This is a genomic window from Gilliamella sp. BG1, assembly GCF_046635625.1.
Lineage (GTDB): Bacteria > Pseudomonadota > Gammaproteobacteria > Enterobacterales > Orbaceae > Gilliamella > Gilliamella bombi.
On the sequence record NZ_JBIDFG010000014.1, the window covers coordinates 16,981 to 33,806 of the forward strand.

At 35.0% G+C, this 16,826-nt stretch carries 18 protein-coding genes; 10 read left to right on the forward strand and 8 right to left on the reverse strand.

Annotated features, from left to right (window positions below):
• Positions 1-7: 7 nt before the first annotated feature.
• The 8 genes from ACGH80_RS08665 to ACGH80_RS08700 form a co-directional block, all read right to left on the reverse strand.
• Entirely contained in the window at positions 8-703 is a 696-nt protein-coding gene (locus tag ACGH80_RS08665) for a phosphoglycolate phosphatase (RefSeq protein WP_065561329.1), read from the reverse strand.
• Positions 696-1,373, reverse strand: coding sequence for a ribulose-phosphate 3-epimerase (rpe, locus tag ACGH80_RS08670; RefSeq protein WP_296318159.1), 678 nt, complete (start codon positions 1,371-1,373; stop codon positions 696-698). Before rpe ends, ACGH80_RS08665 begins: the two co-directional genes overlap by 8 nt.
• A gap of 36 nt (positions 1,374-1,409) precedes the next feature.
• Positions 1,410-2,231 carry a Dam family site-specific DNA-(adenine-N6)-methyltransferase gene (locus ACGH80_RS08675; RefSeq protein ID WP_065589483.1) on the reverse strand — a complete coding sequence of 274 codons (822 nt, stop codon included), beginning with the start codon at positions 2,229-2,231 and terminating at the stop codon, positions 1,410-1,412.
• A 48-nt stretch (positions 2,232-2,279) separates the two neighbouring features.
• A complete protein-coding gene (locus tag ACGH80_RS08680) occupies positions 2,280-3,101 on the reverse strand; it encodes an SPOR domain-containing protein (RefSeq protein ID WP_411592633.1) in 822 nt (273 codons plus the stop codon).
• A 67-nt stretch (positions 3,102-3,168) separates the two neighbouring features.
• The gene (gene aroK, locus ACGH80_RS08685; RefSeq protein WP_034912252.1) at positions 3,169-3,690 is read right to left on the reverse strand and encodes a shikimate kinase AroK; all 522 of its coding nucleotides are present in this window, start codon (positions 3,688-3,690) and stop codon (positions 3,169-3,171) included.
• A 185-nt stretch (positions 3,691-3,875) separates the two neighbouring features.
• Positions 3,876-4,838, reverse strand: coding sequence for an arabinose-5-phosphate isomerase GutQ (gene gutQ / locus ACGH80_RS08690; RefSeq protein WP_065589485.1), 963 nt, complete (start codon positions 4,836-4,838; stop codon positions 3,876-3,878).
• Between the two features lie 165 nt (positions 4,839-5,003).
• A complete protein-coding gene (locus ACGH80_RS08695) occupies positions 5,004-5,627 on the reverse strand; it encodes a LysE family translocator (RefSeq protein WP_065589486.1) in 624 nt (207 codons plus the stop codon).
• Positions 5,628-5,636: 9 nt separating this feature from the next.
• Positions 5,637-7,079 carry an LTA synthase family protein gene (locus tag ACGH80_RS08700; protein ID WP_085163995.1) on the reverse strand — a complete coding sequence of 481 codons (1,443 nt, stop codon included), beginning with the start codon at positions 7,077-7,079 and terminating at the stop codon, positions 5,637-5,639.
• Positions 7,080-7,315: 236 nt separating this feature from the next.
• On the opposite strand from ACGH80_RS08700, the gene ACGH80_RS08705 reads away from it, so the two are divergent.
• From ACGH80_RS08705 to ACGH80_RS08750, 10 genes are all read left to right on the forward strand, one after another.
• Complete coding sequence (locus tag ACGH80_RS08705) at positions 7,316-7,969, forward strand: nitroreductase family protein (RefSeq protein WP_411630952.1); 654 nt, start codon at positions 7,316-7,318, stop codon at positions 7,967-7,969.
• Positions 7,970-7,985: 16 nt separating this feature from the next.
• Positions 7,986-9,182, forward strand: a complete 1,197-nt coding sequence (locus ACGH80_RS08710; protein ID WP_208610412.1) for an FTR1 family protein — start codon at positions 7,986-7,988, stop codon at positions 9,180-9,182.
• 118 nt (positions 9,183-9,300) lie between these two features.
• Positions 9,301-9,864, forward strand: a complete 564-nt coding sequence (locus ACGH80_RS08715) for an iron transporter (RefSeq protein WP_034912235.1) — start codon at positions 9,301-9,303, stop codon at positions 9,862-9,864.
• A 99-nt stretch (positions 9,865-9,963) separates the two neighbouring features.
• Positions 9,964-11,214 (forward strand): Fe-S-containing protein, encoded by a 1,251-nt coding sequence (locus ACGH80_RS08720; protein WP_411630954.1) that lies wholly within the window; start codon positions 9,964-9,966, stop codon positions 11,212-11,214.
• Positions 11,215-11,237: 23 nt separating this feature from the next.
• Positions 11,238-12,524 carry an ABC transporter permease gene (locus ACGH80_RS08725; protein ID WP_411630956.1) on the forward strand — a complete coding sequence of 429 codons (1,287 nt, stop codon included), beginning with the start codon at positions 11,238-11,240 and terminating at the stop codon, positions 12,522-12,524.
• A gap of 17 nt (positions 12,525-12,541) precedes the next feature.
• A complete protein-coding gene (locus tag ACGH80_RS08730; RefSeq protein ID WP_085163999.1) occupies positions 12,542-13,684 on the forward strand; it encodes an ABC transporter permease in 1,143 nt (380 codons plus the stop codon).
• Between the two features lie 10 nt (positions 13,685-13,694).
• Positions 13,695-14,354: an ABC transporter ATP-binding protein gene (locus ACGH80_RS08735; RefSeq protein ID WP_065561315.1), complete on the forward strand. Its 660-nt coding sequence runs from the start codon at positions 13,695-13,697 to the stop codon at positions 14,352-14,354.
• A gap of 20 nt (positions 14,355-14,374) precedes the next feature.
• Positions 14,375-14,854 (forward strand): DUF4418 family protein, encoded by a 480-nt coding sequence (locus tag ACGH80_RS08740; protein WP_411630958.1) that lies wholly within the window; start codon positions 14,375-14,377, stop codon positions 14,852-14,854.
• An 85-nt stretch (positions 14,855-14,939) separates the two neighbouring features.
• Positions 14,940-16,151 (forward strand): ABC transporter permease, encoded by a 1,212-nt coding sequence (locus tag ACGH80_RS08745; protein ID WP_411630960.1) that lies wholly within the window; start codon positions 14,940-14,942, stop codon positions 16,149-16,151.
• Positions 16,151-16,816: an ABC transporter ATP-binding protein gene (locus ACGH80_RS08750; RefSeq protein WP_411630962.1), complete on the forward strand. Its 666-nt coding sequence runs from the start codon at positions 16,151-16,153 to the stop codon at positions 16,814-16,816. The genes ACGH80_RS08745 and ACGH80_RS08750 overlap by 1 nt, the downstream gene beginning before the upstream one ends.
• Positions 16,817-16,826 lie beyond the last annotated feature (10 nt).

Consider the following 16,826-nt stretch of genomic DNA (forward strand, 5'->3'; position numbering starts at 1 on the left):
ATGCTAATTATTTTTTTGCCTTAGCTTTTGGCTGAGGTAATAATGTTAATATGTCTTTAAAATCGTCAAATAAGAAATCAGGGTTGCTAGTGGCAATCGATATGCCATAGTTATAACCATAGCTTAATGCAACAGTTGGGCAGTTAGCATTTTGGGCTGCAGTAATATCATTTTTTGAATCACCAACAAAAAGTAACTGATCACAGAATAATCCAAATTTAGCCATTACTTGGTATAAAGGGGCAGGGTGTGGTTTTAATTTGATCACATCCCCTCCACCAAGCACTAATGAAAAGTACTCTTTTATGCCTAAAGAAGTCAGCAAAGCAGGCAAAAACTGTGCCGGTTTATTGGTTACTAATGCTAGTGGATAATTATTATCGTGAAGTACTTTTAAGGTCTCTTTAACATTGGGAAACAGTTTTGTTTCTGCATCGATGACTTTATCATAGTGTTGATTAAATAGATCTTTAGCTTTGGCAAATAGTTCTGTTGATGGATCGACTTCAATTGCTTTGAATACTCGTTCTAGCATAATATCAATACCATTGCCTACAAAATTTTTGACTTGTTCGTTGCTGATTGTAGGTAGATTCAAGTCTGCTAACATATTTTGTGTTGCTAATGCTAGTCCTGGTACGCTGTCAACTAATGTACCATCTAAATCAAAAGCTACTGCTTGAATATTTTCTAGTTTATTCATGTTCAACTCCTGCTAATTCTTTACGCATGGCGTCAATAACTGTTTTATAATCGGGTTGGCTAAATATAGCTGAACCAGCAACAAACATATCGGCACCAGCTCTAGCTATTTCGGCAATATTGTCAATTTTTACACCGCCATCAATTTCTAAACGAATATTGCGTCCAGATTCAATAATGCGCTGTTTAGCTTGTTGTAATTTCTTAATTGTTGAAGGTATAAAAGATTGACCTCCAAAACCTGGGTTAACACTCATTAATAAAATAATATCAATTTTATCCATGACGTAATCTAAATAATCAAGCGGTGTAGTTGGATTAAATACAATACCAGCTGTGCAGCCATGATCTTTAATTAACTGTAATGAACGATCCAAATGGACAGTAGCTTCCGGATGAATAGATATATTGGTTGCCCCAGCTTTGGCAAATGAGGTAATTATCTCTTCAACAGGTGATACCATCAAATGCACATCAATGGGAGCCTTAATACCATAGTTTCGTAAAGCTTTACAAAACATTGCTCCCATTGTGAGATTAGGTACAAAATGGTTGTCCATGACATCAAAATGTATTACATCAGCTCCTGCATCTAGCACTTTTTGTGTATCTTCACCAAGGCGAGCGAAATCAGCTGATAATATTGATGGAGCAATAATGTATTCTTTCATAACTTACCTCTAATAACTCGCTTTATATTTAGCTATCTAAGACTTTTTGTATAATGCTAGAATCTCGTCAATTTTTTTTCTTCCTTTACCGGCACAGCTAATTGATCGTCTCATTTCTGTTCGATAAAGTTCGCTTGCATTATTATAAAGGTTCATTGTGTAATCAGTATAATGATTAGACACAAGCACGGGTATGTTTTTTTTATACGCCATAGTTTCAGCTAATTCTGACAAGTTTTTGTGCTCTTCAAATCCAAATATATTTGAGTAATAAGCCGTAAATCCAGCTGATTCATTTGGGGGTATATAGGGGGGATCACAATAAATTACTGAATTTTTTGCCGCTTTCTTCATTACTTCGTGGTAAGGTGCGCAAAAAAATTGTGCTCTTTGAGCTTTTTCTGCAAAAAAGTAAAGTTCTTTTTCAGGAAAATAAATTGTCTTATAGCGTCCAAATGGTACGTTAAATAGTCCATTGTTGTTATAACGACATAAGCCGTTATAACAATGTCGATTTAAATAGACAAATAAAAGCGATCTGATGTACTGATCTTTACTTCCATTAAATACATCACGCAGTTGATAAAACGCATCTGGGTGATTGTTTTGAGCAACAAATAGTAATCTAAGGTCACGGATAAATTGATCTGGACTTGATTTTAATAATGTAAATAATGAAATTAAGTCATGGTTGATATCCGCTAAGATATAACTTTTATAGTTAGTATTTAAAAAAACAGAACCAGCTCCAACAAAAGGTTCTATTAGCTGATCGCCCTCTGGTAGATACCGTTTAATTGTGTCCACAAGCTCATATTTTCCTCCAGCCCATTTTAAAAAGGCTCGTTGCTTCTTCAACGGATACTCCTATTTGTCGTTGATCGGATAAATAAACGATATCCTTGGTTATTTTGCTACTTTTTCTTTATTAATCATTGCACCAGATTTAACCCATGGTTTGTCTTTCTGTAGTGCATTTGGCAAAGACTTGATTGCTTTATGTGCCTCATCTACTGATGAATAGTTGCCTTTTATTAAAATAAACATTGAACCAGATTTATGTTTGGTTTCATAAATATGGTAATCTGTTATATCGTTTTGTTTTACAAATTTTTTTAGACCTTCAAGTGATTTAGAGGCACTAAGCTGAACGACATAATGATCATTTTTTATCTTAATATTTTTCCCTAAATCATTATTTTCAGTTTTACGATTAACAGAGTTCGATGTGTTTTTTTTCGTATTATTTTTATTTGATTTAACCCTACCATTAGATGTTGCCGCAGAATGATGATTTGCTTTAGAATCTCCATTTGAGTCATTTATTGATAGGTTTAAGCCATCACTTGTATCTGAAAAGGATTCAAGTTGCTGTTGTTGTGTATTAAATTTATTTAATGTACTGTTTGATGTATCTGTCACCAGTTCATTACTTTTAGGTTGATTTCCACCAATTCCAACACTATTTTGTTCATCAGTGATTGTATTATTGTTTTCTTCTGTTGAAGCCACTCCATTAACCACAGGTGGTGTTAATGGTGTTCCTTCTTTTTTACGAGAAGAATTAAAAATAATCAAACCAAGCAATAAAAGAATAATAATTGCTGAACCAAAAATAATTAATTTTTTCTTTGGAAGATCTTGAAGAAAACTAAGTAATCTGAATGAATGCGCAGAATCCTTATTGGGTTGTTCTGATATATAACGGTCATCTTTATCTACACGCATACTTACTCCTTAACCTATCAAAAGATTTATTACTTAATGATTAGCTATTATTTCTAAAATACACGACTTAAATTTGCTCTATTTTATCAATAATATAATTAGCAACACCTTTGGCGCTTTGTTCATCGGTTTTAATTGTAATATCAGCAATCTCTTCGTAAAGTGGTTCGCGCTCTCCAGCTAGCTCTTCGTAAAGCTCACGTGGTGTGTTGCTTCCTTGTAGTAATGGGCGGCGTTTATCTTTTTGTGTTCTTGCCATCTGTTTTTCAATGGTTGTTTCAAGATAGACAACGATTCCTCGAGCGGATAATCTATTTCGTGTCTCTTTAGATAAGACTGAACCCCCACCAGTTGCAAGAACTACACCTTGTTTTTCAGTCAATTCGTTAATGACTTTTTCTTCTCTGGCTCGGAATCCCTCTTCTCCTTCTAGGTCAAAAATCCATGCAATATCGGCTCCAGTACGTTTTTCAATCTCTTGATCTGAGTCAAAAAAATCCATGCCTAACTGTTGTGCAATTTGTCGGCCTATAGTGCTTTTTCCTGCCCCCATTGGGCCAATTAGAAAGATATTTCGCTTTTCTGCCATTGTTGTTTCATCATCTGTTAATTTTGGTTAAAATATACAACACAATGTCAACTTGCTTTGATTTATATGATCATTCGCTTTATCATTGTGTAACTTTTCTTGGATCTCCGTCTAACGACAAAAATTTAGGTCGGTAATTATCTCAATAGATAGTACCTTTTGGCAATAGGTATTTACCAATACTTTTAGCTAATACCAGCTTGATGCAAATCATGGATGTTTAAAACCCCTACTAATTCATTGTTGTTATTAACAACCGGAGCGGCAGTAATATTATGATCAGTAAATAATTTTAGTGCTTCGACAGCCTTCCAACTTTCAGGAATTCGATGTCCCAAGCTGGTCATAACGTCCATAATGTTATCTTGTAATGTACCATTTTTTAATAATAAGCGACGTAAATCACCATCGGTAAATACACCAACTATTTTATTATTATCTTGGCAGATTGCAACTAGCCCTACTCCTGTACGGCTTAATTCTAGCATGGCATCAAATACGGTTGCAGTTTGTGGTATTTTAGGAATACGATCACCTGTTCGCATTACATCTTTGACATGATTGAGTAATTTAGCCCCTAAACTACCTGCAGGGTGGGAGCGTGCAAAATCTTCTTCTTTAAAGCCTCGTGCTCGCATTACTGCAATTGCTAGCGCATCCCCCATTAATAATGTATTAGTTGAACTAGAGGTTGGCGCAAGTCCCATAGGACAAGCTTCCTTTTCAATTGAAATATCAAGAATTGCTTGGGCTGATTTAGCAAGTGGTGAATCCAACCCTCCAGTGATAGCAATAACAGGCACCTGCATTTCGGTAAGAATAGGTAAAATTAAATTAAATTCCTTAGCTCGACCCGAGTATGAAATTAATATAGCTACGTCGTTTTGAGTTATCATTCCTAAGTCGCCATGCAGGGCTTCCGATGGATGCATGAAAAAAGCAGGACTTCCTGTACTAGCTAACGAAGCGGCAATCTTTTTCCCTATATGCCCTGATTTTCCAATACCCGAAACAACGACTTTACCTTTGGCGGTTAAAATAAGTTTGCATGCGTTAACAAAATCTTTGCCTAATCTATCTGGTAATTTTTTTGCTTCGTATATCTCCAATTCAAGAAGCTCTCGACCATATTGTAATAATTTATCCATTTAATTAGCCTATTGAATAAAACGTGTTATCAGTGCATTTATAATCGGAAATTAAGGACAAGACGATTATAAAAGATGAACAGGTTTTAGTTTAACAATTAATGTTTAAATATTCAAAAAAGTATGCATTTTAGACTTAATATTTACTAATTACTTTTTAATAATCTAAAAACCTAGGGCAACTTTAATTCCTAGTGTAATTAAAATGCCTCCTAGTAATTTATCAATTATAAATTGAATTTTAAAGTAACGTCGTTGTACACTTTGCCTTTGAAAAATAAAGACGACAAAAGGCCACCAAAAAACACCTTCAATCCAAATAATAAACGCAACGATTAGCTTATCAAGTGTTGATGATTCTGCATTAAGCACTTGAGTAAAGGTAGCTAAAAAAAATAACGTTGCTTTAGGATTAAGTAAATTACATAAAAAACCTTGCATAAAGGCTGATTTTTCTGAAATTGGCTGCATGAGTTGTGGCTTACCAATATAGGTGGTATTTGGTTTTTGAGCGAGCAGTGCCTTTATGCCAAGCCATATTAAGTAAGTGGCACCCGCATAGCGTAAGGCGTTATAAAGAAGTGGAGTTGTGGTGATAAGTACTGCAATACCCGCAATACAATAGCTCATATGAACTAAGATGGCGATGATGACGCCTAGACAAGTGAGCAATGCTATCTTGCGGTTATAGCTTAAGCTATTTTTTAACACCAAAAAGAAATCAGGCCCAGGTGAGATCATACCTAAAAAGCTAATTGTAGAGACAAAAATTAATGTATCAAACGTCATTTTTCGTGCCTATTTAAATACTTGTGCTGAATTATTGAGCGTTGCAATATTAGATTTATTTTGTTCAATAAACTGTTTTTTATCAAAATTAGGTTCAGTTAAATAGTCAGTCAAAAATTTAGCGTTAGTTTTGACTTGGGCTCCATTTAAAATTAAACGAGGTAAGTCAATCTGATAAATAGTTTGATCAGTGTTTTTTTGTAGATCTTGCGTATGTGCATTTGTTAATAAATAAAGTTTGCGTTCTTTTTCTGAAAGACGATTGATTGTTGGTGTGCCTGCTCCCATCATTAAATGATCTGGAAAAATATAAAATACAGTATCTTCTAATACACCTTCTTCTTTTAGATGTTGGATAAAAATTCCCAAATTATGATCTAGTGAAGCAGCAACGAAAGACATATTATCTGATTTTGGTGAAATAACCGATTTCATTCTTTCATCATCAAAACCATTTGGTGCATGAGTTGAAACAGTTGAAATAAATAAAGCAAAAGGTTTTTTTGTTTTGCGCATTTCAGTAATTTGTTTTTGCGCTACATCAAAAATGTCTTTGTCATACAGCCCAAAAGGTGCTGGTGGATATTGGCCGACATAGTTTTTTTCAGAAATGACTTGCATACCAAACAGTTCTGCAGTGTGACCAATACCAGCAAAATCAGGGCTAGCCATTACATAACGGGTTTGATAGCCCGCTTGATTAAGTATATCGCCTAGGCTAACTAGATTGGTTTTGTCTGCGCGCATTAGTGGTGATGTTGTGTAGCCACCAATTAGAAAGGGCATGCCGGTCATATAAGTGTACATCGATGCGGTAGTCCATGAGCTTCCTGGACTCATGGGCATATTAGCAAAAAAGGTATAATCTTGGCGAAGTTTTTGTAAATTAGGGGTAATATCCTCAAAATCGAAAAAGCCTTGTTCAAATGATTCTAAAGATAAAACAATAATATTTTTACCTTGATAGCTAACAAGCTGATCTTTATTGGTATAGTGAGTCATATTAAGTGATTGTAACGCCTGCTCAAATGGCTCACGAGGTGCGCTTGTAACTTGATAGATTTCGTATAAGCGACTGAATGGACCATTATTGTAACTGATGGATACTATTGCCACAAAGGCTAGTAACAGACGAAATACTAAATGACATTTACGTTTGCATAAATCTGCGAGTTTTGATAGCAAAAAAATAAGGGAAAAAAAGACAACGATAACTAAGACTGCTTGTAATTTAAAAATAAATAGCCCTTCGATTATGTCATTAATGTTTAAATTTACATAAAACTGATAATCAATAAAGCCACCACTAAAATAGATAGAAGTTAGCTCCATTACAATAAAGATCGTTAGTAAAGTTATGGTTAGCATTTGCCATTTTGTCTGTTTAAAGAGTGAGGCAAAAACAATTGTAATAATAAAAAGTGGCAAAACAATTAATGTCGATAATGGCATAAGATATTGTTACTCAATATATTCAAAAATCAATTTTGCCTAAGTATATACTTAATGGATAAAAAAATAAAAATATCGGTTGATAATGTTTGATTTGTGGTTTTGAAATTCGAAATTGGGTATGTATTGTATGAATAATAATTATAGCGCCATAGTACCTTAAATGATAATTGTTATTATTTGAGGTTGATAATTAATTCTATTCGCAATAAGATATTGATGAAATTATTGCGATAATGTCCGAGGTTGCTATGCCGTGGTTTATACGGAAAATAGTTGTTATTTTATTTGTATTTTTGTTTTCACACTCTTTTTGTTATGCCGATATTGCATTACCTACCCCTCAAACTAAAGATGGAATGAGTCTATTTGAAAGTCTAAAAAAACGATCTTCAACTCCTGGGGGGGGCTTTCCTACTGGTAAAATTTCTGATGACGAACTTTCGACAGTACTTTGGGCTGCAAGTGGTTTAAATCGTGGTAAAACAGGGTGGACGGTGCCGATGGTTAAGGGTAAATCTCCTTATGTGAGAATCTACCTCGCCAGTGAAAAGGGTACTTTTTTATATGAGTGGGAAGGTCATTATTTAAAAGAAATTAATAATAAAGATATTCGTGCTGATATTGGTTTGCAAAGTTTTACAAGGCGAGCAGCCTATTCATTGATTTTTGTGTCGGATGCTAGTGCATTAACCGATATAAATCCAGAACAAATCGCTAACTTTAATTACACGGCCGTTGGTGCAATGAGTCAAAACGCTTATTTAGTTGCGTCGGCACTAAAATTAAGCGCTCGTTATATTCACTCCATTAAATCAGAAGTTATTAGCCAAGAGCTACAATTACCAGAAGGCAGTAAACCACTAGGTATGCTTTTAATAGGAAAATAAAAGGTAAAGTTAAGATATGAAACGATTTTTAATACTTGCTTTGCTTCTTATTGGAAGTTTAATGGCTTTGGCCCCATCATCTTATGCTGCCGAAAAAAAATACGAAAGTTGGAATGCTATTGTTGACGAAATGGATACCATCTTAAATGACGCTTATGATATCTATTTTATAAAAGATGTTGAGCGTGCTAAAGCTCGAGTTAATAATGCCTATTTTGGCTTTTATGAAAAGCATGGGGTTGAGCGTGCGGTTATGTCTTATATTTCGGGTAAACGAGGAACCGATACCGAATATCAATTTGCCAAAATTAAACGTTTAATGAACGATGGTGCGTCGAATAAAGTTGTTAGAAATGAAATTGATACTATTTTAAAAATGTTACATGAAGATGCTAACGAACTAGATGGTAAGCAAGAGAGCGGTTGGAGCATTCTGTTAGCTTCGTTTATTATCATTTTTAGGGAAGGGCTGGAAGCGATTTTAGTGATTGCGGCAATTTCAGCTTATTTGGTTCGTTCTGGACATCTTGCCATGGTAAAAGTAGTTTATATGAGCTCACTTGTAGCTATTTTTGCCAGTATTTTAGCGGCAATTGCTCTTCATACTGTGTTTGATATTAGCGGCGCAAATCAAGAAATTGTTGAAGGAATTGCTATGCTCTTGGCAACAGTTGTACTATTTTTTATTAGTAATTGGATGTTTTCAAAGGCAGAAGCTGAAGCTTGGAAAAGCTATGTTGAAGAAAAGGTACAAACTGCAGTGTCATCTGGTAGTCGCTTTGCCTTAGGTTTTGCTGCCTTTTTAGCTGTTTTTCGTGAAGGTGCTGAAACGATCTTGTTTTACCAAGCAATGCTAATTGAAGCTAAAGAACACATGGATATGGTTTGGTATGGGCTAGCTATTGGAACGATAATTCTTGCGATTATTTTTGTCGTTATTCGTTTTGGTACCATGAAATTACCAATTCGCCCATTCTTTATTGGCACTAGTATTTTGATGTATATCATGGCAATAGCTTTTGCCGGTGGTGGAGTAAAAGAATTACAAGAGGCAGATATGATCCCAGTTACCTCTGTTGATTTTATACATTCTGTCGAAGTTTTAGGTATTTATCCAACAGTCGAGACATTAGTTCCACAAATAATTATGGTATTTATTGTAGTAGTTTCTGTCATATATTACAAAGCTAAACATAGTTGTAAAAAGCAATAATTATTAATATTGCTTATTTGCTTAAAATTGCATAAATGCGGATTGAAAAACTGAGTTGTGTTAATACCCCAAAAAACAAGTGTAATAAATTTTCAAAAACTAAGAGAAGGAGTTTTCAATGAAAAAATTAATTTTATCAGCAGGTATTGCTTCAATACTTGCCTTATCTTCATTCGTTCATGCAGCAGCACCGGCACCTGGCGAACAAAAAGGATTTGAAGAGTTTCCAATTGGTGATGAAGTAACCGTGGGGCCATTACACATTGGTGCTGTTTATTTCCAACCTGTTGATATGGAACCCGCTGGTATGGGTGGTTTACCAGCCTCAAAATCAGACATGCACATTGAAGCTGATATTTCAGCTGCAGAAGGTAATAACTTAGGTTATGGCGTAGGTGATTTTGTTCCTTACTTAACTGTAAAATATAAAATTCAAAAGCAAGGCAGTGATAAAGTAATTGAAGGTAACTTTATGCCAATGAATGCCTCTGATGGTCCTCACTATGGTAATAATATAAAATTAGATGGTGCTGGTAAATATAAAGTAACATTTATGATTGAAAACCCAGAAAAACAAGGTTATTTACTACATGTTGATAAAGAAACAGGTGTGGAAGGACGCTTTTGGAGCAAACCTATCGAAGTTTCTTGGGACTTTGATTACATTCCGCGTGCATGGTAACTTTTTTTAGATACTAAATATAATTAATATCATAATTAATAGTCAGTTATGGTGAGCATTATGCTCACCTATAATATTTGCAATAGCTAGGCAATGAATATGCTTCAATACCTTATCAACATTACCGATAATACTTTCGTTCCAGCAATGATGATGGCATTACTGAGCGCTGCAATTATAAGATCCACGCTTCATCATATTAAAAAAATTATTTTGTTTGGTTTTGTATTGGGCTTTATTGCTGCATTGATTTATGCCATTTTAAAACGCAACACAGGGTTTGCTGTTCGTGAATATTATGATCTTGGAGTGATCATACCTTGGGTTATTATTGCTATACCGTTGATTATTGCTATTTGCTTGCAAAAATCCACTTATAACCGAACAGCTAATTTCTTTTTTATACTACTATTTGCACTCAGTATTGGTTTGATAAGTGCCCAGTTTTTACCTAATTTAATGCTCTATCCATTCGAATTTTCTGTCGGGATGGATTCTATTTTTAATAATGATTATTTGTTTAAATGGGTTGGTTATGGTTTTGCTTTACTTATAATCTTGTTAACTGGGCTATTTACTTTCCGTATATGTGGACAATTATCGACAAAATTTATTTTTGCTATTACTTCACTGTCAATTATTATTTTCACTATTCAAAATAGTATTAATATTCTACAAATTTTAATTGTTAGGCGTTTTATTTCATCCCAACCATGGATGATGGAGTTGGTTATTTTTATTCTTGGTCATGTTAATTTCTTTATCTTTATTTTCATGACAATTGTGCTTTGTTTAGCCATTGTTTTGTATATCAAATCAAAAACAACTTCGTTAGTGGGTAATAACCCTGCTCAAATTCGTAAACTTAAAGCACAATTACGTAGCAATAGAAGATCTGCCCTAATGATTATGGCTGGTACAGCAATAACCGCATATACTGTGACGCGCGCGCGTTACATTTTTGAAAAAGGCGTAGAACTTACACCGGCAGAGCCTATATCGCCTAATGCTGATGGCTTAATTGTTATCCCTCTCGATAAAGTGAACGACGGTAATTTACATCGTTATGGTTATCAGGCAACAGATGGAACTTTAGTTCGCTTTATTGTTATTAAAAAAAGCGATAATGCTTATGGTGTAGGTTTTGATGCTTGCGATATTTGTGGTGCAAGTGGTTACTACCAACGCGGTGATCAAGTCGTTTGTATTTTGTGCGATGTAGTAATGAACATTGCAACGATTGGATTTTCAGGAGGATGTAACCCAGTTCCACTTAAATACGAAATTATTGACGGCAATATGGTGATTCGTCCAGCTAACCTTGAAGCAGAAAAAAGTCGTTTCAAATAAAAGCGTATTAAAAGGAATATTGTATGTTTTGTAGAATGTTATTAAGTGTTTTAATTCGCCAAAAAAAGAAACTTTTTCTTATTGCCTTAACGGTTGCATTGGGTGTTTCGCTTGCTACTGCTATGCTAAATGTAATGTTTGACGTAGGTGATAAGGTGAATCAAGAGCTAAAAGCCTATGGTGCTAATCTCAATATCGTTCCTCGTGGTAGTGCTGTCATTAATGAAATGTACCAGCTTGATAACAATGATAGTGGGCAAGCTGTGCAATATATTAAAGAAGAAGAACTTGTTAGAATTAAGATGATTTTTTGGGCTTATAATATTGTTGATTTTGCCCCTTTCCTAACGACGCAAGCCTCCTTTAACGATAAACCGATTACAGTTGTTGGTACTTGGTTCAATAAATACCTTAATATTCCAACTGGAGATCAAGTTAATACCGGTATGTTAGCCATGAAATCATGGTGGACAATTGAAGGAAACACCATGACCGATGATAATTTGCAAGGAGCTATGGTGGGTGAATCTGTAGCCAAACAGTGGAATCTAAAGCTAGGCGATACGATAGATATAATTTCAACGAAAACAAACAAAAAGTTTACATTAACTATTAACAATATTTTTCATAGTGGTGGTGCTGAAGATACGCAAATTTATGTCTCTTTACCAGTTGCACAAGATCTTGCCGATAAAAAAGGACTAGTTGAACGTGTTGAGGTTAGTGCATTAACCACCCCAGAAAACGAATTAGCTCGTAAAGCAGCACAAGATCCAAACAGTTTATCTAGAACAGAATGGGATACATGGTATTGCACTGCTTATATTAGCTCAATTGCATACCAGCTAGAAGAGTTAATGCCTGATGTGCGTGTGAAAGCTATTATGCAAGTTGCTGAGTCAGAAGGCTCCATTTTACAAAAAACACAATTACTAATGTTATTACTAACTATCTTATCATTGATTTGTTCGGCGCTTGCTATTTCGAATTTGGTTACTGCTAACGTTATAGAGCGCAGTACCGAAATTGGCCTATTAAAAGCGCTTGGTGCAACTAATACAGCTGTTGCAATGCTAATATTAACTGAAATCTTTATTATTGCCTTACTTGGTGGATTTTTTGGTTACTTTATTGGTTTTGGTTTTGCGCAAATTATTGGTCATACAGTGTTTGGTTCTTTTGTTGAGCCTAAGATGATAATTATTCCTTTGGCCCTAATTATGGTGATCTTAATTACCTTTTTAGGTAGTTTACCAGCATTGCGTATTATGATGTTTTTGCGTCCAACTGATGTGTTACATGGTCGATAAGATGAAAGGTAAGTCTCATGATCAATAAAAATAGGCGCTTTATAATTAAAACCGTGTTAAGTTCACTTATCCGACGCCGTTCTCGCATTGCCATCGCCTTGCTTGGCGTTGCTATTGGAGCAACGGTTCTTCTTGGTATGATCACACTTTGTTATGATATACCACGGCAAATGGGACAAGAATTCCGTTCTTATGGTGCCAATCTTCTACTACTACCTGCCAATAATCAATCAACGGTAGCAATGACAGAGGTTAATAAAGCGGTTACCTTTTTACCAGAAGATAAATTACTTGGTGTTACCCCATTTCGTTATAATTCAATTCGTAGTAATCAGCAACCTTATACTATTGTGGGGACCGACTTTAAACAAGTTGTAAAAACCAGTCCTTATTGGTCTATTGAAGGTTCAATACCACAAAATTCACATGAAATAATGATTGGTACTGATATTGCTAACTTTGCTAAATTAAACATTGGTAGCACTATGCCGATTTCCGGCAAATCTAAACAAGATTCTCGTTTTGATGAAGAACTCACCGTTACAGGTATTGTTAAAACTGGACGTTCCGAAGATAACTTTATTTTTGTTGATCTGCACGATTTAGAAGAATTACTTGAAGAAAGCGAGCAAGCCGAAGTTGTTGAAGTAAGCATTGCCGCCACAGAAACAGAATTAAAACAGTACATTGAAAAAATAAAAAAACAAATGACAACAGTTGAACCTCATTTAATTAAATGGGTGACAAAGTCAGAAGCATCTGTATTAGGCAAACTGTCCTCGTTACTCTATTTAGTTACTTTTGTTGTACTCGTTCTTACCATGATTTGTGTAGCTACCACTATGATGACAGTGGTAATGGAGCGTCGTAAAGAAATTGGTCTTAAAAAAGCGATAGGAGCCAACAATAAAAGTATTGCAAAAGAGTTTTTAGCTGAAGGATTAGTTTTAGGTGTTATTGGTGGCTTTATTGGGGCTATATGCGGGCTTATCTTTGCTCAAATTATTAGTACCAATGTGTTTGGACGTTCAATTATTATTGAGTTTTATCTGATCCCAACCACTATCATTATCTCAGTGATAGTAACGGTAATTGCGTGTTTAATTCCAGTAAAACGTGCTCTTGAAGTAGAGCCTGCGTTAGTATTACGCGGTGAATAGGATATAAAGTATGAATATGCTCGAAGTAAAAAATGTGTCTAAAATTTATGGTTCTCTTCATGCACTTTCTGAAGTGAATTTAACAGTTGAAGAAGGTAAATGGTTATCGATTATGGGACCTTCTGGTAGTGGTAAAACAACTTTGATGAATATCATTGGTTGTATGGATAAACCTTCACTTGGTTCAGTGATTTTAGACGGGCAAGATATTACTCAGCTTTCTTTGTCAGAATTAACCGAAATACGTCGAGATAAGATAGGTCTGATTTTTCAACAATTTCATTTAGTATCGTATTTAACCGCACTAGAAAACGTCATGCTTGCTCAATATTATCATAGTATGGTTGACGAAAAAGAGGCTATGCAAGCACTCGAACGTGTTGGGCTTGCTGCTCGAGCTAAACACTTACCTAGGCAGTTATCAGGTGGCGAACAGCAACGTGTTTGTATTGCTAGAGCATTGATTAACTATCCAAAACTGATTTTGGCCGATGAGCCAACTGGTAATTTAGATGAAAGCAACGAAGCGATGGTCATGAATTTATTACATGAGCTGCACAAAGAAGGCAGTACCATTATTGTAGTTACTCACTCACTAGAAGTGTCAAAACATGCACAAACCACTGTAGTACTAGAGCACGGCAAAGTTGCACGTGTAATTGATAATTAATCAACTGAAGGTTGTTATATATGAAAAACCGTCTTATTTCATCAAGTATTTTTATTATTATTGGAGTATTAATTATCTTATTTCCATTATATATATTGCCAGTTTGTCCTCTTCCAGACGTTGTAAGCATGCCTGTTGATACATTGAATCACGCTAGTAGCGAGGTAGCACATAACGGGCATATACATAGTGGCACAGGAAAAATCATGAAATGTTTTTGGACAGCAAGAGCTGAAATTGGCATTGGTTGTTTAGTGATAGCCATTGGTGCATTGCTACTAACTAGCCGTACTGCTTTTGTGCGAATGGGATTAAGTATGGCACTTGCGTGTATTTCTTTATTAGTAGCGGCTATACCAACAATTCTAATTGGTGTTTGCGGTAATGAAATAATGCGATGCAATATGGGATCTAAACCGGCCTTAGTTTTATTATCAGGTTTATTATTTATTGCCGCTGTTATTAACATCTATTACTTAAATAAAACAACGAAAAATTGATAGAGTTTTGTTAGCAAACAAAGACCACACTTATCTTTACCAGATATAGGTATAACATTTAAATCGAACAAGCAGGGAAGTCAATATGTGCGAAAAACCGATCACCATGGCAAATTTAGCATGGCGAAATATTCAGCGGCGACCGTTTAGAAGTTGCTGTTTGATTATCATCATTACGCTTTTTTCGGCAACGCTGTTTGGTGGAAGTATACTGATGAAAAATCTCAGCCTTGGTATTTCAGGCATGGCTAACAGGTTAGGTGCTGATATTCTTATTGTGCCTAATGGTTACGAAAAAAATATGGAAGTTGCCTTATTGCGTGGTGAACCGAGTACTTTTTATTTAAAAGTAGATTTGATTGATAAAATAAAAGGTATCAAAGGTATTGAGGCCATTTCACCTCAGCTATTTATTGCTTCATTAAATGCAGGATGTTGTTCGTCTAAAGTCCAATTAATTGGTTTTGAACAGCATACTGATTTTATAATTAAGCCTTGGTTACAATCACAACTTTCAGAGCCATTGACTGATAATCAAGTCGTTGTTGGTTCTAAAATTAGTTCTAATGTGGGGGATGAAATCTTATTTTTTAATCATCCTTTTAAAATTATTGCTAAAATGGATAGCACAGGGATGGGATTTGATACCTCTGTCTTTATGACTATGTCGGCAGCCCAATCATTAATGAAAAATGCAAAATTAATTGAAGGGGATGTTGACCATTTTGTTGATTATGCCTCGTCGATTTTCATTAAGGTCAATTCAGATTATCAACCTAAAGATATTGTTAATCAAATTATGCCCAGATACGCCATTGACTATAATATTGATTTTATTATGACCAAAGGTATGTTAAGTAATATATCAAAATGGTTAACTAGCTTTTCAACTATTGTATATAGCCTATCGGCTATTTTTTGGGTTTTAGCTATTATTGTGATTTTTGTGATATTTTCTTCAAGCTTAAATGAACGCAAGCGTGAAATTAGCTTATTACGAATATTAGGCGCTTCACGGCGTGATTTAGTCAAAATGTTGCTTCGTGAATCTTTAATTATTAGTGCATTAGGTGGAATTAGTGGCATTGTTATCGCCTCGGTATTACTTTATGCATTTAGCTTATTGATCTGCCAATCTATTGGTTTGCCGTGTGTAAATATCTCACTATTTGATGCATTATTATATGCAATTGTTGTTTTTATTCTTACGCTAATTATAGGACCTTTATCAAGCTCCTATAGTGCCTTATCAATGACTAAATTTGATACTTATAGCACCCTTAGAGAGGGCGAATAATGTTACTGAATGTTAAAAACCTACGTAAAGATTACATAAGAGGGCAACAAACCTTTTCAGCTGTGAATAATGTTAGTTTTTCAATGGCAAAAGATGACTTTATATGCATTATGGGTAAATCAGGCAGTGGTAAAACCACTTTGCTAAATATGATTGCTGGTTTACTTACACCAACGCAAGGAAAAATCACTATTAATAATACAAATTTATTTGATCTTAATGATCAGCAAGTATCTGCCTTTCGTAATCAGCATATTGGTTATATTCCTCAAGGTAGCAGTTTACTACCTAATTTAACAGCAATTGATAATATTCGACTGCCTTTTTATTTAACCAAGCGAGAAAACCAAAATCCCTTAAATGAAGCTAAGAGGTTGCTTGAAAAAGCCAAAATAAGCCATTTGCAAGATACATATCCTGCCCATATGTCAGGTGGTGAAATGCGCCGTATTGCGATATTGCGAGCACTGATTTGTAAACCACAAATGATTATTGCTGATGAACCAACCAGTGATCTTGATGAAGAAAGCGCAGCTGAAATCATGCAACTACTGTCTGAAATTCATCAGCAAGGCACTGCGTTATTAATTGTCACTCATGATCATGATGTTGCCCGTTATAGCCAAAAAGTTATGAAAATGTCAGTTGGACGATTTATTGACTAATGGGTTTAGT